Origin of the sequence: Paenibacillus silagei, from assembly GCF_017874735.1 — a bacterium.
GTDB lineage: Bacteria > Bacillota > Bacilli > Paenibacillales > Paenibacillaceae > Paenibacillus_AQ > Paenibacillus_AQ silagei.
In genome coordinates this window covers 525,479-543,070 of record NZ_JAGGLV010000001.1, presented here as the reverse complement: position 1 = coordinate 543,070, position 17,592 = coordinate 525,479, and the positions used below count along the sequence as shown (strand labels likewise).

Below are 17,592 nucleotides of genomic sequence, written 5' to 3'. Positions count from 1 at the left end.
TAAATGCTTTTCGTATACTAACCTCATACCAAACAAACAACGCGTCCATCGCGTACATTCATGGAGGGATTACTTATGGGAACATTTAAAAAACCGGCAGCGCTGCTGCTGCCCGCAGTATTATTAATGACACTTCTGGCCGGATGCCAATCCGATTCGGCCGCTCCGGCGGCCACTCCTTCGGCAGAGCCTACCACTGAAGCGGTGGCCACGGCGGCACCAGAGGCTACCCCTGGGGCGACTGAAGCTGCTGCGGCCGAGCCAACCCCTGCGGCTTCAGCGGGCAGCCCGGAGGCAATCAAGGAGGGAACCATTGAGAAGGAAGGGAATGTGGTTCTGAAGGAGCTGGCTTTTGTCTATAAGGACCAGACCATCGCCCTCTCTGACATTGTGGATGATGCTAAGCTGGAGAGTATGCTTGGCAAGGCAACGGCGAAGAAATCGCACACTTATTCCTTGGATGACGGTAAAAATATGGATACCCTGATCGGCAGAACAGAGAACACGTATACCTTCCCGGGCCTTGAGATTAAGACCATTGATTCGGGTGACGGCAAGCAGTTCTACATCTTCAACATGAAGATCACTGATCCGAAGTACACTACGGTCCGTAATATCAAGGTCGGAGACAGCCTGGATACGCTCAAAAAAGCCTATCCCGAAGGCAAGCTGACCGGAGACGGTGCACCTGAGGAAGAGGATGACTTCCGGTTCGCCCCAAGCAACTATGTGGATTATATGCTGTTCCACGTCAAGGGCGCTAAGATTGAAAGCATAAGCATCTCTACTCTGCTGGACTAAATCAGTCCCCTGAATCAGCAGAATACTGAACAGCCCTGCCGCTTCACGGCCTGTAACGGTCATGAAGCGGTTAGGGCTGTTTGTCTTTTGTCTGCATATTCCCGGGCGGACTTCCTATTCCACTGGAGCCGGCTCCAGCACCCGCACCGTCTCCCCCTCTACCAGCTCGGGCAGATAGTAGTTGCTGTTCTTCAGATCTTTTTTACCCTGAAGCTTCTTAATGACCCATTCGGCGGCGTCACGGCCCATTCTCTCCTGCGGGTGGGTCAGCGTCGTCAGCTTGATCCCTGCATTCTTGGCGATATAGGAATTGTCCTGCCCGATAATCGACAGCTCTCCAGGAATGGAGATCCCCAGTTCGCGGCACACCTTGACCACTTCCAGGCCCACTTCATCGTTATAGCAGACGATAGCGGTCAGCACCTCTCTGTTATCTGTCAGGAATTGCTCCAGATTGGCCGACAGCGCCAGCTTCGATTCGGTATCGAAGGAGAGGACCTGCTCCGGGTGGAAGCGCAGCTTGGCCTCGCCGAGTGCCTTGATATAGCCCTTCATGCGGTATTTGCCCTGGAGATCGTCCATTTTGGCGATAATCCCGATCTGGGTATGGCCCTTCGCAATCAGCTCCCGGGTCGCCAGATAACTCGACTGTACGTCATCCAGGCAGAAGAACGGCACCTCCAGCTCCTCATAATAAGCGTTAATCATGATGAACGGGACGTCCTGCTCCTTGAACGACAAGTAGTAAGCGATGTTCGGATTGTACAGGTTGCTTTTGGTTGGCTCAATGATCAGCCCGTCTACCCCGTAGGACAGCATCATCTCCAGCGCTTTCTTCTCCTGGGCGACATCGTTATTGGTGCTGGCAAGCAGCAGCGAATAATTGTCTTCATTCAGCCTGCCTTCAATGCCCCGGATAATAGATGGGAAAATATAATCGGAAAGGTAGGTTGTTATTACGCCGATAGTCCGTTTGCCCGCGCCATTCCCGGATTTGGACCGGAACTGGTGGCTGACATAGGTGCCCGAGCCCTTTTCGCTGCGCAGAAACCCCTCATTGGATAGCTCCAGAATGGCCTTCCGCACGGTCTGGCGGCTGACGCCGTACATCTCCTGCAGCGCCGACTCCGTAGGAATTTGCTCGCCTACACTGTAGGTGCCGGACAGGATGTTGCTTTTGAGTTCATCGAATATGATCTGGTACTTGGTTCGCACACGGGTCACTTCTTTCATAGTTGTTCTTATATGGAGTGGAGAAATTATTGTAGTTGTACGTACATATTATAGCTTGAATATAAGCTTTATATCCCCGGATGTCTACTATATATCATGATTTGCGTAAAATACGGGTGATTTTCCGGTAAATTTGTAGGTATATCTTATATCTATTGTTGACAAATGTACGAACAAAAAATATACTAAACCTGTTCATAAAGGAAGCGCATTCTTTAGATTCGTAAGTAACACAGTTTGGTTCAGAGAGGAGTAACGTGGGCATGGATCAGAACATCAAGCAAGCGATACTTAAGGGAGAGACATCACTGGGTATCGAATTTGGGTCCACACGTATCAAGGCCGTCCTGATTGATCAGGGATTCAGGGCGGTTGCATCCGGAAGCTACGAGTGGGAGAACCTGCTGGAAGGCGGGTACTGGACGTATCCCCTCACCGATATCATCAAGGGGCTGCAAGCGGCTTACCGCGAGATGAAGCAGGAGGTTGCACAGAAATACGGGGTTACGCTTACTACTGTCGGTTCGATCGGATTCTCAGCAATGATGCATGGATATATGGCCTTTGACAGCGCGGGCGAGCTGCTGGTTCCGTTCCGGACCTGGCGTAATGCTACAACCGGTGCGGCGGCCAAGGAATTAACAGAGCTGTTCCAGTTCAATATTCCGGAGCGCTGGACCATTGCCCACCTGTATCAGGCGATTCTGAACGGGGAAGAGCATGTTCCGCAGGCGACATTCGTAACGACGCTGGGCGGATATATCCATTGGCTGCTGACCGGCAGCAAGGCGATCGGGATTGGCGATGCCTCCGGGGTCTTCCCTATAGATGAAGCTTCACAGGATTACCACCCGGCCATGGTCAGCCAGTTCGATGAGCTGATTGCCGCTAAGAATTACCCTTGGAAGCTGAGTGATCTTCTGCCCAAGGTCTACGCAGCAGGCGAGCAGGCAGGGGTGTTAACGGAAGCCGGAGCGAGACTGCTGGATGAGTCCGGGGACCTGCTGGCAGGCATTCCGCTCTGTCCTCCAGAGGGCGATGCCGGAACAGGAATGGTCGCTACGAACAGTGTGCGCAAACGGACCGGTAATATCTCTGTAGGCACCTCCGTGTTCGCCATGATCGTGCTGGAGAAGGACCTTACAGCGGTATACCCTGAGATTGACATGGTGACTACCCCCGATGGCAGTCCGGTAGGGATGGTGCATGCCAACAACTGCTCCAGCGATATCAATGCCTGGGTCGGCTTGTTCCGGGAATTCTCGGAGGCGATGGGCTTCAAGGCTGATCCGGCCCAGCTCTTCAGTGTTCTGTTTAATAAAGCGTTGGAGGCGGATGCTGATGGCGGCGGACTGCTAAGCTACGGCTATTTCTCGGGTGAGAACATCACCGGGCTGGAGAAGGGACGGCCGCTGTTTGTCCGCTCGCCTGAGAGCCGATTCACGCTGGGCAACTTTATGCGGACGCATTTGTTCTCCGCTTTTGGCGCGCTGAAGATCGGGATGGATATTCTGACCTTGAAGGAGCAGGTGTCCATCGACAGCATTCTGGCGCATGGCGGCTTGTTCAAGACGCCTGTTGTCGGACAGAGAATCGTGGCTGCTGCGATGAATGTTCCGGTCTCCGTGATGGCAACAGCCGGAGAAGGCGGCGCGTGGGGCATGGCGATTCTGGCTTCTTATATGAAGAACAGAGCGCAGCAGGAGCGTCTGGATGATTTCCTCGACCAGAAGGTCTTCAAGGATATCGAAGGCGAGACCATTCATCCGGTTGCGGCGGATGTGAAGGGCTTTGAATTGTTCATGGAACGCTACACGGCGGGTCTGGCGATTGAGCAGGCCGCTGTAGATCATCTCGTAGAGAACGGAGGAAATTAACACATGCTGGAGCAACTGAAGGAAGAGGTGTACGAGGCCAATCTGGAGCTGCCTAAGCACGGGCTGGTCAAATACACCTGGGGCAATGTGAGCGCGGTGGACCGGGCGAGCAGTCTGTTCGTCATCAAGCCGAGCGGAGTCAGCTATGACAAGATGAAGCCGAGCGATATGGTCGTTGTGGACTTCGATGGCAATGTGGTGGAGGGAGAGATGCGGCCTTCCTCGGATACAGCGACCCACGCTGTACTCTACAAGCATTACGCCGAGATCGGCGGCATCGTGCATACGCATTCCACGTGGGCAACCATCTGGGCTCAGGCCGGACTGGATGTTCCGGTTATGGGGACGACACATGCAGACACCTTCTATGGTTCTGTACCGTGCACCCGGTTCCTGACCCAGGAAGAGATTGACCGCGGTTATGAAGCAGAGACCGGGCATGTGATCATTGAGACTTTTGAACAGCGGGGGCTGGATGTGATGGCGATTCCCGGCGTTCTGCTGAAGGGCCACGCGCCGTTCACGTGGGGCAAGGATGCCCACGCCGCTGTCATGAACAGTGTGGTGCTGGAGGAAGTGTCCAAGATGAACCACTTCGCCCGCCAGCTGAACACCTTCGCCGAGGAGCTGCCGCAGCGGATTCTGGACAAGCATTATCTGCGCAAGCACGGCAAGGATGCGTATTACGGACAGAAGTAACGACTTTTACCAAACTAATAGAGAAGAGGATGAATGATATGTCAACAGTAAGCGACAAGCAATTCTGGTTCGTCGTAGGATCGCAGCACCTGTATGGAGATGAAGCGCTGGGTGAAGTGAAGGCTCACGCCCAGGAAATGACCGATGCGCTCAACAACAGCGGGGTGCTTCCTTATCCGCTAGTTCTGCAGGATCTGGCCGTTAGCGCAGACAAAATCACCTCCATTATGAAAGAAGTGAACTACCGTGACGAGGTTGCCGGTGTAATCACCTGGATGCACACCTTCTCCCCGGCCAAAATGTGGATTCGCGGCACGAAGCTGCTGCAGAAGCCGCTGCTGCACCTGGCTACCCAGTACAATGAGAGCATCCCTTGGGCAACGATTGACATGGACTTCATGAACCTGAACCAGGCTGCCCATGGCGACCGTGAGTATGGCTTCATCAATGCCCGTCTGAAGAAGCAGAATAAGGTCGTTGTAGGATACTGGGAACGTCCGGAAGTCCAGAAGCAGATTGCTGAGTGGATGGACGTTGCTGTAGCTTATAACGAAAGCTTCAACATCAAGGTTGCCCGTTTCGGCGACAACATGCGCAACGTCGGCGTTACCGAAGGCGACAAGGTAGAAGCCCAGATCCAGTTCGGCTGGACCGTAGACTACTTCGGCATCGGCGATCTGGTAGCCTATGTGAATGAAGTGAAGCAGGAAGAGATCGATGCCCTGTTCGCAGAATATACCAAGCTGTATGCCGTTGATTATGGCACGTACAGCAAGGAAGATTGGGAAGCCAGTGTGAAGGTGCAGGCGAGCTACGAGATTGCCCTTAAGCGCTTCTTGGATGCAGGCGGCTACAATGCCTTCACCTCTAACTTCGAGGACCTGCACGGCATGAAGCAGCTTCCGGGTCTGGCTGTTCAGCGCCTGATGGCCCAAGGCTACGGCTTCGCCGGTGAAGGGGACTGGAAGACTGCGGCCCTGGACCGCCTGATGAAGGTGATGAGCCACAACCTGAATACCGGGTTCATGGAGGATTACACTTACGAAATGGCTGCCGGACAGGAAGCGATTCTCCAGTCCCACATGCTGGAGGTAGACCCGAGCCTGGCCAGCAATCAGCCGAAGATCATCGTATCTCCGCTGGGGATCGGCGACCGTGAAGACCCGGCCCGCCTCGTCTTCGACGGCAAGGCAGGCGAAGGTGTCGTGGTATCGATGGCCGACTTCGGCACTCATTACAAGCTGCTGATCAACGAAGTTACCGCGTTCGAGCCAACCGTTCCGGCTCCGAATCTGCCGGTAGCCCGTGTACTGTGGCAGGTGAAGCCTAACTTCCAGGACGGAGTCAGAGCCTGGATCGAGAACGGCGGCGGACACCACACCGTTGTATCGCTGAACCTGACGACCGATCAGATCGTTACCTATGCGAAGCTGGTTGGCCTGGAATATGTAATTATTAAGTAATTAGAGTAACTTGTAAAAGTTAACAGCGAGTGCATGTTAAAAAGAGCGAAGGGGCACATAGCCCTCTCGCTCTTTTTGTTTGGCAGGTATAGTGGGCGCGGCGGCGGTATGCAAGAGACATCTGCCCGCCCCGCCGGGAAGCGTGTGCCCAATGTATGCGAAAAAACAGGCATGACAAGACAGAGGCCTTGTCACCCCCAGGAATGAAAATAAGTCGGGTGCATCAGTCGCATCCCGACTTTTATTTTCGTATTAAACCGAACACAATGTACAGGCGCGGGGCAATCGTCTCTAATGTAATCGGAAAACCGATCACAATGTGCAGGTGCAGCGGTCAGTCTGCTGAGTGTGCCAGCGCAGCGCTTCGTATGCCTAGTATTCCTGGTGTCCCTAACGTCCCCGCCCGCCCCGCTCACTTCTTATTCCGCGCACGGTATTGCTGCGGTGTGGCGCCGACAATCCGCTTGAACAGGTTGGAGAAGCTGCCGAGGCTGGTGTATCCGACCTGCTCGGCGATATCGGTGATCTTCAGCTCTGTCTCCTCCAACAACTGCTTGGCCTTCTGCAGCCGTTCCTGAATAATCACATCGGAGATTGACAGCCCGGTCTCCTTCTTGAACAGCCGCGACAAGTAGGCCGGGTTCAAGTAGACATAGGCCGCGAGTTCGTCGCGGGTGATCTCTTCGCTCAGACGCGAGCGGATATACTGCCGGATCTTGGTGACCGTGGCCGAGGATACGTTATTGCTGGTCTGCAATAAGTGCATTACGGCTCGCAGGCATTCCAGCGCCCAATGCTGGAGCGAAGCGGACTGCTTCGGATAATTCTCCTTATCCATCAAGGGCTTCAGCTCCGCTGAGGCGTGTGCGGATAAGCCTTTTTTGGCGAGAACGGTGTGTACAATGAACAGGATGCCGTGGATAAGCTGGCGGTGCAGCTCACTTGTCCAGCGGCCGGGCCCGATGCCCGAGAACCACAGCGTCACGCGGCGCTCCAGCTCCTCCAGCTCGCCAAGCTCCAGGAGGGTCGCCCACTCTCCAAAGATATGCATAGGCGCTGCCTGAGGCACCGGCGCAAGCGGCTGATCTCGACTATATGCCTGATCCTCCGGTCCGAACACCTGACGCGAACGATTCAGGTTGCGTTGTTCCCGCTCCGTGACATCCGTGTAAGCGCTCATGATTCCAGACAGAGGGACACCCGCGCTGATGTAGATCGACAGGGAGCAATGCAGGAGCCGTCCGCAGGTATCCAGGAAGGTGCGGCCATTCTGCTCCAGCGTATGCCGGACGGCGTTCATATCGCCACGCACGTAGATGACCGCCAGATTATGGCCGACCTGATCCTGCAGCACAGTGCCTTCCAGCCCGCTTAGCAGCAGCTCATCGGCCATGTTGCGCAGTGCATATTCCATAATCGTCTCATCCCGTGCGCTAAGGTTCTCCTTCCACTGCTCCAACCCCAGCAGAGCGAGGAAGTAGCGGTCTCCAGGCTGCAGATCCAGATTGTAGGTGTTCGCCGGAAGGGTGAGCGATTCCAGCACGGGCGCCGCCCGCTGGCTGAGAATATCCTGCCAGAACCGTTCCACCAGCAGGGGGAGCTGATGCTCCCACTGTCTCCGGTACTTCTGGATCAGGGCCTCGAACTGCTGCTGCTCTCTCTGCTTGCTGATCTCGAATAGCGCCTCACGGGAGATTTTCATCAATTCCTCATAGTCTACAGGCTTGAGCAGGTAATGGAAGGCTCCGTGATAAATCGCGCGCTGGGCATACTCGAAATCCGCATGGCAGGTCAGCATAATCGTCAGCGTGCCGGGAGCGGATTGCTTCACCCAGGCCAGCAGCTCCAGGCCGCTTCTGCCCGGCATTTCAATATCGCAGATCAGCAGGTCTACGGGCTGCTGCTGAAGAACGGCAATCGCCTGGTCTACGTTCTCCGCCAGACAGACATCTGACACGCTAAGCGCGCTCCAATCTACCCCCTGCTGAAGGCCGAGCAAGGCGAAGTATTGGTCGTCAACGATTAGAACTCTGTACATTGAACGTCACAGCTCCTTTTGAACGGGTAGTCTAATTTCCACAACCGCGCCTCCGTCTGGAGCATTGTGGAAGGTAAGCCGTGCCCGGTTGTTATAGAACATCAGCATGCGTCTGTATACGTTCCATATTCCCAGATGGCGGTCTGTCGGCTTACGCTCATATACGCCATGATTGAGCCTGTCGAGCTGAGCCGCGGAGAAGCCCGGCCCGGAATCGCGGATCTGAATGGCAATGCAGGAATCGCCGCTCTCTCCCGCTTCTTCACTGACTGTGATGCCGACATTGAAGGGCTTCGAATTGTTGATGAAGCCATGCTTGATGGCATTCTCGACGAAGGGCTGGATCAGCAGCGGCGGAATCAGCGTAGACTCCAGCTCCTGCGGAAGCAGCACTTCATAAGACAGCTTGTTCGGATACATAACCATCTGGATCTCAATATAGTTCTGAATATGACCCAGCTCGCTGCGCAGCGGAAGCCAGGCGTCGTTGGTATTCATGATGAAGCGGAAGTGGGAGACCAGATGTCCGATCATCTTTTTGATTAACGCATACTGCTTCAGCTCTACCAGATGAAAGACGATATTCAAGGAATTCATGAAAAAATGGGGATTGATCTGCGCCTGAAGATGCTTCAGCTCGGCCTGCTGCACCTTCATCTGCTCCTCGTACACATCAATCTTGAGATTGCCGATCTGCTCCGCCATCTGGTTGAATTGCCGGTTAATGATCTGGAACTCCCTGCTGTTGCCATCCTTCAGCCGGTATTCCAGCTGTCCCTTCCCCAGAATCCGCATCCCACTGGTTAGATGCTGGATCGGTTTGAACACCAGCCGGCTTAGCAGCGCGAGGAGGATCGCCATAATAATAATAATGACGAAGGGAATCACCTTGATGATCTGCTGGAAGATCGGCAGCTCGTCCAGAATGGATTTCTCGTCGAGCAGGAAAAAGACATTCAGATTGGAATATTGGGATGGCTTGTCAATCAGCAGATACGAATTGCCGTTACTCAGGCGAATCGAGGCATCCGCACGAGGGTTGGGCTGATTAAGCCGGCTGCGGATGAGCGCAAGATCTTCACTGGCGAACTGGCCCCAGAGTAATTTACCGTCATTGTCGATCATGCCGACCTGTCCGCTGCCCCCGGTAGACTCCAGTTGGGTCAGGGGCTGGGCCAGAGAATCGATGCTGACTAGTACCCCCATGAGAAGCCGTCCGCTCTTGTCCGGCAGCACCTTGAATAACACCGGCTCTCCGCCGAGGGTCACGGTCTCCCACTTCAGGGAACCTTGGAGATTAGGCGACTTCAGCCGCGAGGAGAGCCCGGAGGCAATGACCTCCTTCTCCTGGTAATACTCTCTCTGGCTGCTTAAGAAGAGCTCATCCCGGTCCTGATGGTAGACGAAGACACTTCGGATAATGGTGTAGTAGCTGACATCGCTGTACCACTGGTCCATCAGCTTGCGGATGGACAGATAATAATTGACGCTGTCGGGACCGCTATCGGAATAGAGCTCCAGCAACATGTTTTCACCTGCGGTACGCAGCAGATAATGGCTGGTCTGCTCCAGCAGCTCATCGAGTGTACCTAAGTGCAGGGTCAACGTGTCCGAAGCGGACTTCGCAACCTTCTCCCGGACAATGTTGGTGGAATAGAGGTTGGTGTAGGAGAGAAAGAGGAACAGCGGCGTGACCAGCAGCAGGACAAGGGCACTCACTTTGAATCGCAATGATAGTTTCACAGTCTTCCCCCTTATCCTTAGGTACATTTACACGCTGAGCGGCAGGAAAGGGGAAGGACGGCAGCCGTCCTTCCCCTTAGCTTAAAATATAAGAATTTGTATGTTCCACACGACAACTTATCCTTATATTTCTCGCTGAAACGGGTGCCGTCCTTAAAAGGACGGCATAGTCGTTTCCACTTGTTTGTTTAGGATTGTTTGGCCTTCCAGGCATCGTATTGCTTCTGAACCTCGGCGCGGATCTCTTCAATGCCGTTAGCCTTCAGCTTATTATTGTATTCCGTCAGCACTTTGTCTACTCCGAGGCTGCCCGTTTCCAGCAGCGGGCGGAATTCCTTGATAATGTTGCTGACCACGGAGACCTGTGTTTTGACAGCGTCGGTATTGAAGTTGAAGCCGAAGGACTTCACCTTATGGGCGCTCTCGTTATAAGCCTTGAATTTCTCCCACTTGTCGGCGCTTTCGCCTTCCCACAGATAGGTTATGGTCTGGTTACCGAACATCCATTCAATGCCCGGCGCCCAGCCGGTATCGGCACGGGTAGCAATGCCGTCAGGCAGCTTGATGAAGTTCTCTTTGCCTTCCACCTTCACATATTGCCGTCCTTCTACACCGAAGTCAATGAGGTTGACCAGCACCGGGTCGGTATGCAGAAGGTTCAGCAGCATCATGGTCCGCTCGGGATCAATCGAGGTGCGTCCGATGGCCATCATGGAGTTGCTGACGCTGGCTGTACTGATCTCGGGTTCATTCCCCTTCAGCTTCACCAGCTCAATGCCGGTAGCGATGGAATCTTCCTTGTCGGAATCCGGTTTGTCTGAACCGAATTTCATCCAGGTCTTACCGGCCTTGAAAGCGTCTTCAGTACTGGTTTTGGTCGTTGCGGCATCTTTATTGATGTAGCCTTTGCTGAACCAGTCGCCGTAGAGCTTCATCCGGTAGATTGCGGTGTCGGACTCCATGGAGCTGATCACCATCTTATCAGTCTTGGTATCCAGTACGATTCCGGCAGGAGCGCCGGCCACCAGCTCATAACGGAAGTTCTCCTTCATGCTCTCTCTGGTCTTGTCGAAGTAGCCCAGGGTATCGGAGCCGCTGCCGGAGAGCCAGATCGGCGCAATAGCCGGTTCCTTCTCCTTGATCGTCTGCAGCCATGGCTCCAGGTCCTCCAGCGTCTCAATCGAGTTCACATCGAATCCGTATTTATCTACCAGATCCTTGCGGAACATAATGGTATGGCTCTCACCGATTTCTTTATTGGTAGGAATCGCATAGATTTTGCCGTCTACGGTTCCGCCGTCCAGGAAGCGGGGATCAAGGGTCTCCTTGATGCCTTGGCCATATTTGGCTAACAGATCATCCAGCGGAAGGAACGCGCCCTTGGCTACGTTATTGGCGAAGTCTGCCCAGTTGGGGGCGAAGGTCAGATCGACCTGTTCACCGGACTGGTAAGCCAGTGCCATCTTCTCGGCCCAGGAGGACCAAGGGAGTCCCTGGAAGTCAATCTCGGCGTTGATTTTCTCTTTGAGATACTTATTGATCTCATCTACAACCGCCTTGGTATCATTCTGCGGGAAATTCCCGACCGTGTAAACTTTCAGCTTCCGGAACGTTGAGGTATCAGGACTCGTGCTGCCTTCCGTGCCAGCCGTTGTGGCTGCTGCTGTCGATTCTGCCTTGGACGGGGCGGATGCACCTGAATTGCCCCCGCCGCATCCGGTAATGCCCAGTATCACGGCAGTCAGAGCGGCAAGCACCGTGCCTGAGCTTCTTGTTGTTCTCATTTGTATGAACCTCCTCGAATGATAATTAGATCATATATTCTAACCGGCATTTACGCCAGAGCTAGACCGCTTAACCTTTGATTGCCCCTATAGTAAGGCCCTTGGTGAAGTACTTCTGGAAGAACGGATAGATGAACAGAATCGGACCAATCGACAGCACGACCATAGCCATCCGCAGACTTTCGGTCGGAACGGATTCCTGTACCATCAGGGCGACCCCGCTGCCGGCAAGCTGGGTTTTGAAGAATTCCGCCTGGCGGATCATCTGAATCATGACGTATTGCAGGGAGAACTTGTCGGTGTCATTAATGAATAGCATGGAGTTGAACCAGTCATTCCAATACATCAGCGTAGTGAACAGACCGATCGTAGCCAGAACAGGCAGGGAGATCGGAAGCACAAGCTGGAAGAATATCCGCCACTCCGAGGCCCCGTCAAGCTTGCCGGATTCAATCATCTCCTCCGGGATCGTCTGCTGGAAGAAAGTGCGGGTAATGAAGATATAGAAGGCATTGGACAGGCCGGGCAGGATCAGCGCAACCAGCGAGTCCTTCAGATCGAGATAGTTCACGTACAGCAGATAGAAGGGGACAAGCCCTCCCGAGAACAGCATGGTGATCAGCAGGTAGAAGTTGAATGTTTTTTTAAAGGGGAAATCCTTCCGGTAAAGCGGGTACGCATATAGCGCAATCAGCAGCACGGCCAAAACAGTCCCGATAATGGTAACGGTCAGGCTGACGCCATACGCCTTAACCAGTGTCTCCGAATGCTTGAACAGATATTGGTACGCGGATGCGTCGATATGATCGGGCCAGAATTTGTAACCCTGCAGCGTCAAGGCCTTCTCGTTGGTTAAGGAGATGGCGACAATGAGTAGGATCGGCAGAATACATGCCAGGCTGAAGGCGATGAAGAACACATTCAGAATAATCTGGGCGGTAGTGGAGCCTTTGGTATAAGGGTTGCTTCGGGATGCAGTAGTCATTAGAATCCTCCGTTTCTAGAAAAGCGCCGTATCGCGGTTCAGCTTCCGGGCGAGAGCGTTCGCGCCGATGACCAGGAAGAAGCCGACGACAGATTGATAGAAATTCGCCGCTGAGGACATCCCCAGGTCGTTGAGCTGGATCAGGCCCCGGTAGACATAGGTGTCGATGACGTCCGTAGTCGAGCGCAGCGCACCGGAGTCCAGGGTCACATGGTAGAACAGCCCGAAGTCAGAGCGGAAGATGCCGCCCATGTTAAGAATCGTGAGAATGACCATGATCGGCGTGAGCAGCGGCAGGGTAATCTTGGTGATCTGCTGCCATTTGCTGGCGCCGTCCATCACCGCGGCTTCGTACAGCTCTTCGCTGATGCCGGTGATGGCTGCAAGGTAGATGACGCTGCCGATCCCGATGGAGTGCCACATTTTGGTGATCCACAGAATGTAAGGCCATGCGTTAGGATGCATATAGGCATTCACCGAGGAGTAGCCGAACATTGGCAGAATATGCTTGACCAGGAAGCCATACTCCGGGTGCAGGAAGGCATAGACGATGAAGCTGACTACAACCATGGACAGGAAGTTCGGCATAATCATGACGGTCTGGAAGAACTTCGAAGCCAGCTTGTTACGCACCTCATTGATCGCAATGGCCAGTGAGACCGAGAGGATGAGTCCTGAGATAATGAAGACCACATTGTACCCCACGGTGTTGATGGTCACGCGCAAGGCGTCAGAGGTGGCGAACAGGAACCGGAAGTTGTCGAGCCCGGCCCAAGGACTGCCCATAATGCCGTCAATGTAGTTGATGTTCTTGAAGGCAATGAATAATCCGAACATCGGAATATAGCAGTTGATGAAAAAGATAATCGAGGTGGGCAGCAGCATCAGCAGCAGCACCCGGTATCGCACGATATTGTGCAGCAGACGGCCGAAACGGCCCTGGGGCTGTGTCGCTAGCTTGGTGTTCATAGCTTGTGGTGCGGGATTTGCCATAAGTTCTAACCTCACTCTACTTGTTCTGGATGAATTTATTATAGTAGAGCGGATGAACCGAATTCTCTCTTGCAAATGACCCTGTTTATTCAAAAATGACTTTGTGCACGTAGGATGTTATTCTGCGCTCCTGTCACAAAATAGCAGCAGGGGAACGTTATACCTGTATATTCTTAATCAGCAAAGGAGAGAAACTATGTACTCGATCAGCTTAAATACGATGAAGAAAGCAATGATAGCAACAGCAGTAACCGCTGTACTAGGAGGGACAGTTGTCGGCGGGGGATTCACTGTACCCGTAGCGGCGGCAGTCAATGTCAATAAGGATGCTAAGGCTGGCAGCGTGTTTGCGGTCAGTGACAGCACCGTGCTGAAGGCGCTTGTCCAGAAGGGGCTTGCTGCTGCCCCGAATCAGACCGTGACCCAGGAAGGGGTGACCCTGACTCTAACCGATCTGATCTATGACAATAACGAGCTTGTCGCAGGTATCCGGCAGGAGGGAGGGACGGTGGGCAAGAACGGTTCTTTCATGGACCAGACCAGGAATGTGGACGTGTTGATCAATGGGAAAAAGCTGCTGTTTGATACTTCCATCATTCCCAATTTGGAAGATACGGACACAGCCTTGATCTATTTGAGTAAGGGAGCGATGAAGCAGCAAATCCCGGATAAATTCGACCTGACGCTGAAGGCATACGCCAACGGGGTGAAGGAGCCGTTTATTTTCAAAGTTCAAGTGAACAAGCTGGGGACCCTGTTAAGCCTGAAGCCGGGCGTCTCCAAGAAGAACAACAAATTCAATTATACGGTGAATTCCTTCGAGATGACCGCGTTAACGATGTCTCTGCAGGTGACCTTTAAGGGGGAAGTTCCGGCAGCGGCCAAGTCCAAAGTGAACAACCCGGAAAGAATGCTATATGATCTTGTGGATGAGAAGGGGAATGTGGTCTCGCCGTGGGGCAAGCCGTTTGAGAAGGTTAAAACAAGCGGTACCGAGGAACAGAACTATAGTGCATTCCCAGCCGTTCCAAAGTCCATTAGCGTTAAGCCTTTTACGTATTCCAAAGATGCCAGCGGGAAGATGTTCAAAGACAAGCAGGGCCAATGGGCTAAAACTTATTATAAAGACCTTGAAACCAAAATTACGGTTAAATAACGGGCAATGAAGCAGTGCAGGACACCCGGCGATGACCACGAGAGTAACAAATGATATTGACAGAAGTCTGGACTGTGCATAGAATTGAAAAATATTTACATGAGGCCAGCTTCATAAAATTAAATATTAGCAAGCTATGATTGCTGTGGATCACACTACAGCAGGAGCAGCTTCTGGAGAGACTGCGGGGAACCGCAGCGCCGAAGGGTTCACAATCTCAGGCAAAAGGACAGAAGAGTACCGAATTTGTTTTTTGCCGTGCGGATTAGCCGCTGCTGCAGAAGCTTATTTGGAACTTCTTATGAACCGGGAGATTGGATGATATCCAGTCTCCTTTTTGCGTTACCCGGCAGGACAGCGTCATATACACTAAGGGGGAAACAGGTATGGCACAGACAGAATTAAAAAGAGAGCTTGCAAACCGGCACGTCCAGCTTATCGCCATCGGAGGTACGATTGGCACAGGTTTATTCCTGGGATCGGGCAAAGCTATTCAGCAGGCCGGGCCCTCCATCATGCTCACGTATCTGATCGTGGGGATTGCCGTGTTTTTTGTGATGCGGGCGCTGGGGGAGCTGCTGCTCTCCAAGGCGGGGTATCAGTCTTTTACAGACATTGCTGAGGATTACCTGGGGCCGCGGGCGGCGTTCATTACGGGCTGGACCTACTGGTTCTGCTGGATTATGACGGCGATGGCCGATGTGATTGCGGTGGGCGTCTATGTGCAGTACTGGTTCGATATTCCGCAGTGGGTACCGGCCGTGATCTGCCTGATCATTCTGCTCGGACTCAATCTGCTCACGGTCAAAAGCTTCGGCGAACTCGAATTCTGGTTTGCTCTGATCAAGGTGGTTACGATTCTGGCTCTGATTGGCCTGGGGATTGTCCTGCTGGTAACCCAGTTCAAGACAGATGCAGGCTCAGTGTCGGTCCGCAATCTCTGGGAGCACGGGGGCGTGTTCCCGAACGGGGTGAAGGGCTTCCTGTTCTCTTTTCAGATGGTGGTATTCGCCTATGTCGGCGTGGAGCTGGTGGGGGTATCGGCAGCGGAGACGGCTAATCCTGAGAAAAACATCCCGTCCGCGATCAACAAAATTCCGCTGCGGATTCTCTTCTTCTATGTCGGCGCGCTCTTCGTGCTGCTGTGCATTAATCCCTGGACCCAGCTTAGCGCGGCTGAAAGTCCGTTCGTGCGCACCTTCAGTCTGGTCGGGATTCCGGTTGCTGCGGGGATTATCAATTTCGTGGTCTTAACCTCGGCAGCCTCCGCCTGCAACAGCGGGATGTTCTCGACCAGCCGGATTCTCTACAATCTGAGCAGACGGAATCAGGCCTCGCCTCAGCTTGGCAAGCTGAACCGGAATCATGTGCCTGCGAATTCCTTATTCCTCTCCACGCTGGTGATCTCTGCCGGGGCACTGCTCAGCAAGCTTATTCCGGGTCAGGCCTTCGGCATCGTGACTACGATCAGCGCCATTTGCTTCATCTGGGTCTGGGGCGTTGTGCTGGTCTGCCATATCAAGTATAAAAGGAACCGCCCGGACTTACATGCCGCTTCCAAATTTAAAGCGCCGTTCACCCCGGTAATTAACTATGCCGTCCTGACGCTGTTCGTCGCCATTCTTGTGATCATGCTCTTTGCTGCCGAGACCCGTCCGGCGCTGCTGTTCACCCCGCTCTGGTTCATCCTGCTGTTCGTTCTGTATTCCATTAGAAGCCGTAAGGAGAAAAGTGAACAGGAAATCAGTATAATCAATACATAAACTGATTTCAGGATGAAGAGGGTGCAGCCGCCGCATGAACAAGACAGACCGCATGTTAGCCATCGTACTGGAGCTGCAGCGCAAAGGGGTCGTACGGGCAGAGGATCTGGCGTCCGTCTTCGAGACTAGCGTAAGAACCATCTACCGCGATATCCAGGCGCTTAGTGAAGCCGGAGTGCCGGTGGTAGGAGCTACGGGTCAGGGATATTCACTGGTAAAAGGGTATTTCCTCCCCCCGGTCAGCTTCACCGCCGAGGAGGCAGTGACCCTGCTGATCGGGACGGATTTCGTGGAGCAGCGGTTCGACACTCAGTATGGTAACCAGGCCTCCGCAGCAGGGAGGAAGATTGAAGCGGTTCTCCCGGAGGATGTCAAGGAGAATACCGCCCGGCTCCGCCAGAGCATCCTGCTGCTGAATACCAGTAAAGATAAGCTGCAAGGACAGGAGAAGGAGTACATGGAGCAGATCCGCCGCGCGATTCTGGAGCAGCGGAAGATCAGCTTCGGGTATACGAAGGGCAGACAGGAAGCTGACGGAAGTCACCGGAGTGTCCGAACCGCTTCGCCGTATGGACTTGTCCTGAACAGAGGCGCCTGGACCCTGGTCGCCTGGTGCTGGCTGCGGCAGGAGATCCGTCATTTCCGGTTATCCAGAATGAGCGGGCTTACCGTTCTGGGTGACCGGTTCGAAGTGCCTGCGGATTTCGATCTGCACGAGTACCAGCCGGAGGATGACCGCCATGTACGCGTGTGCATTTTGGTTCAGCCGGAGATCGCGGGCAAGGCGGCTGAATCGGGTAACTTTTATCTGGAGGCAGTGGAGGACCGGGCAGACGGCAGGCTTATGACCTTCCGCGTGCGCCAGCCCGAGGACCTGCTGCAATGGGTGCTTGGCTGGGGAGCGGGGGCGGTTGTCCTGGAGCCGGAAGCCTTGCGGAGGCTTGTGCGGGAGGAAGCGGCGAGAATGCTGGAACGCTACTGACATAACGTTGTCAGGAGAAGTTGTGTATATTCAGAACAGACCTTAAGAATAAAGGAGCTGCCTGAATATTATGAA

General features: G+C 53.7%; 13 protein-coding genes and 1 riboswitch. Of the genes, 7 read left to right on the top strand and 6 right to left on the bottom strand.

Annotation, left to right across the window (positions count from 1 at the left end; translation table 11 throughout):
• The first annotated feature begins 75 nt into the window (after window positions 1-75).
• Entirely contained in the window at window positions 76-801 is a 726-nt protein-coding gene (locus J2Z70_RS02255; protein ID WP_209868847.1) for a hypothetical protein, read from the top strand.
• Between the two features lie 114 nt (window positions 802-915).
• Here the strand turns inward: J2Z70_RS02255 and J2Z70_RS02250 are convergent, their stop codons facing one another.
• Window positions 916-2,016, bottom strand: a complete 1,101-nt coding sequence (locus J2Z70_RS02250; protein WP_209868845.1) for a GntR family transcriptional regulator — start codon at window positions 2,014-2,016, stop codon at window positions 916-918.
• A 281-nt stretch (window positions 2,017-2,297) separates the two neighbouring features.
• Between J2Z70_RS02250 and J2Z70_RS02245 the strand changes: the two genes are divergently transcribed.
• From J2Z70_RS02245 to araA, 3 genes are read left to right on the top strand one after another with little or no spacing between them, the layout of a single operon-like run.
• Window positions 2,298-3,911: a xylulokinase gene (locus J2Z70_RS02245; protein WP_209868843.1), complete on the top strand. Its 1,614-nt coding sequence runs from the start codon at window positions 2,298-2,300 to the stop codon at window positions 3,909-3,911.
• A 3-nt stretch (window positions 3,912-3,914) separates the two neighbouring features.
• Window positions 3,915-4,610: an L-ribulose-5-phosphate 4-epimerase gene (locus J2Z70_RS02240; RefSeq protein WP_036722865.1), complete on the top strand. Its 696-nt coding sequence runs from the start codon at window positions 3,915-3,917 to the stop codon at window positions 4,608-4,610.
• Window positions 4,611-4,648: 38 nt separating this feature from the next.
• The gene (araA, locus tag J2Z70_RS02235; protein ID WP_209868842.1) at window positions 4,649-6,073 is read left to right on the top strand and encodes an L-arabinose isomerase; all 1,425 of its coding nucleotides are present in this window, start codon (window positions 4,649-4,651) and stop codon (window positions 6,071-6,073) included.
• Window positions 6,074-6,485: 412 nt separating this feature from the next.
• On the opposite strand, the gene J2Z70_RS02230 is transcribed toward araA, so the two are convergent.
• The 5 genes from J2Z70_RS02230 to J2Z70_RS02210 all read right to left on the bottom strand — a co-directional run bounded on the left by J2Z70_RS02230 (window position 6,486) and on the right by J2Z70_RS02210 (window position 13,592).
• Complete coding sequence (locus J2Z70_RS02230; RefSeq protein WP_209868840.1) at window positions 6,486-8,111, bottom strand: response regulator; 1,626 nt, start codon at window positions 8,109-8,111, stop codon at window positions 6,486-6,488.
• Window positions 8,112-8,117: 6 nt separating this feature from the next.
• Window positions 8,118-9,854, bottom strand: coding sequence for a sensor histidine kinase (locus J2Z70_RS33825; protein ID WP_209868838.1), 1,737 nt, complete (start codon window positions 9,852-9,854; stop codon window positions 8,118-8,120).
• A gap of 188 nt (window positions 9,855-10,042) precedes the next feature.
• Window positions 10,043-11,638 carry an ABC transporter substrate-binding protein gene (locus tag J2Z70_RS02220; protein WP_209868836.1) on the bottom strand — a complete coding sequence of 532 codons (1,596 nt, stop codon included), beginning with the start codon at window positions 11,636-11,638 and terminating at the stop codon, window positions 10,043-10,045.
• A gap of 70 nt (window positions 11,639-11,708) precedes the next feature.
• A complete protein-coding gene (locus J2Z70_RS02215; protein WP_036722857.1) occupies window positions 11,709-12,623 on the bottom strand; it encodes a carbohydrate ABC transporter permease in 915 nt (304 codons plus the stop codon).
• A gap of 15 nt (window positions 12,624-12,638) precedes the next feature.
• Window positions 12,639-13,592: an ABC transporter permease gene (locus J2Z70_RS02210; protein ID WP_245367905.1), complete on the bottom strand. Its 954-nt coding sequence runs from the start codon at window positions 13,590-13,592 to the stop codon at window positions 12,639-12,641.
• A 220-nt stretch (window positions 13,593-13,812) separates the two neighbouring features.
• On the opposite strand from J2Z70_RS02210, the gene J2Z70_RS02205 reads away from it, so the two are divergent.
• The 3 genes from J2Z70_RS02205 (at window position 13,813) to J2Z70_RS02195 (ending at window position 17,517) form a co-directional block, all read left to right on the top strand.
• On the top strand, window positions 13,813-14,772 hold the full coding sequence (locus J2Z70_RS02205) for a DUF5643 domain-containing protein (protein ID WP_209868834.1): 960 nt from the start codon (window positions 13,813-13,815) through the stop codon (window positions 14,770-14,772).
• Window positions 14,773-14,935: 163 nt separating this feature from the next.
• A riboswitch (glycine riboswitch) is annotated at window positions 14,936-15,015 on the top strand.
• 143 nt (window positions 15,016-15,158) lie between these two features.
• Complete coding sequence (locus J2Z70_RS02200; RefSeq protein WP_209868832.1) at window positions 15,159-16,535, top strand: amino acid permease; 1,377 nt, start codon at window positions 15,159-15,161, stop codon at window positions 16,533-16,535.
• 34 nt (window positions 16,536-16,569) lie between these two features.
• Window positions 16,570-17,517 (top strand): helix-turn-helix transcriptional regulator, encoded by a 948-nt coding sequence (locus tag J2Z70_RS02195; protein ID WP_209868830.1) that lies wholly within the window; start codon window positions 16,570-16,572, stop codon window positions 17,515-17,517.
• The last annotated feature ends 75 nt before the right edge of the window (window positions 17,518-17,592 follow it).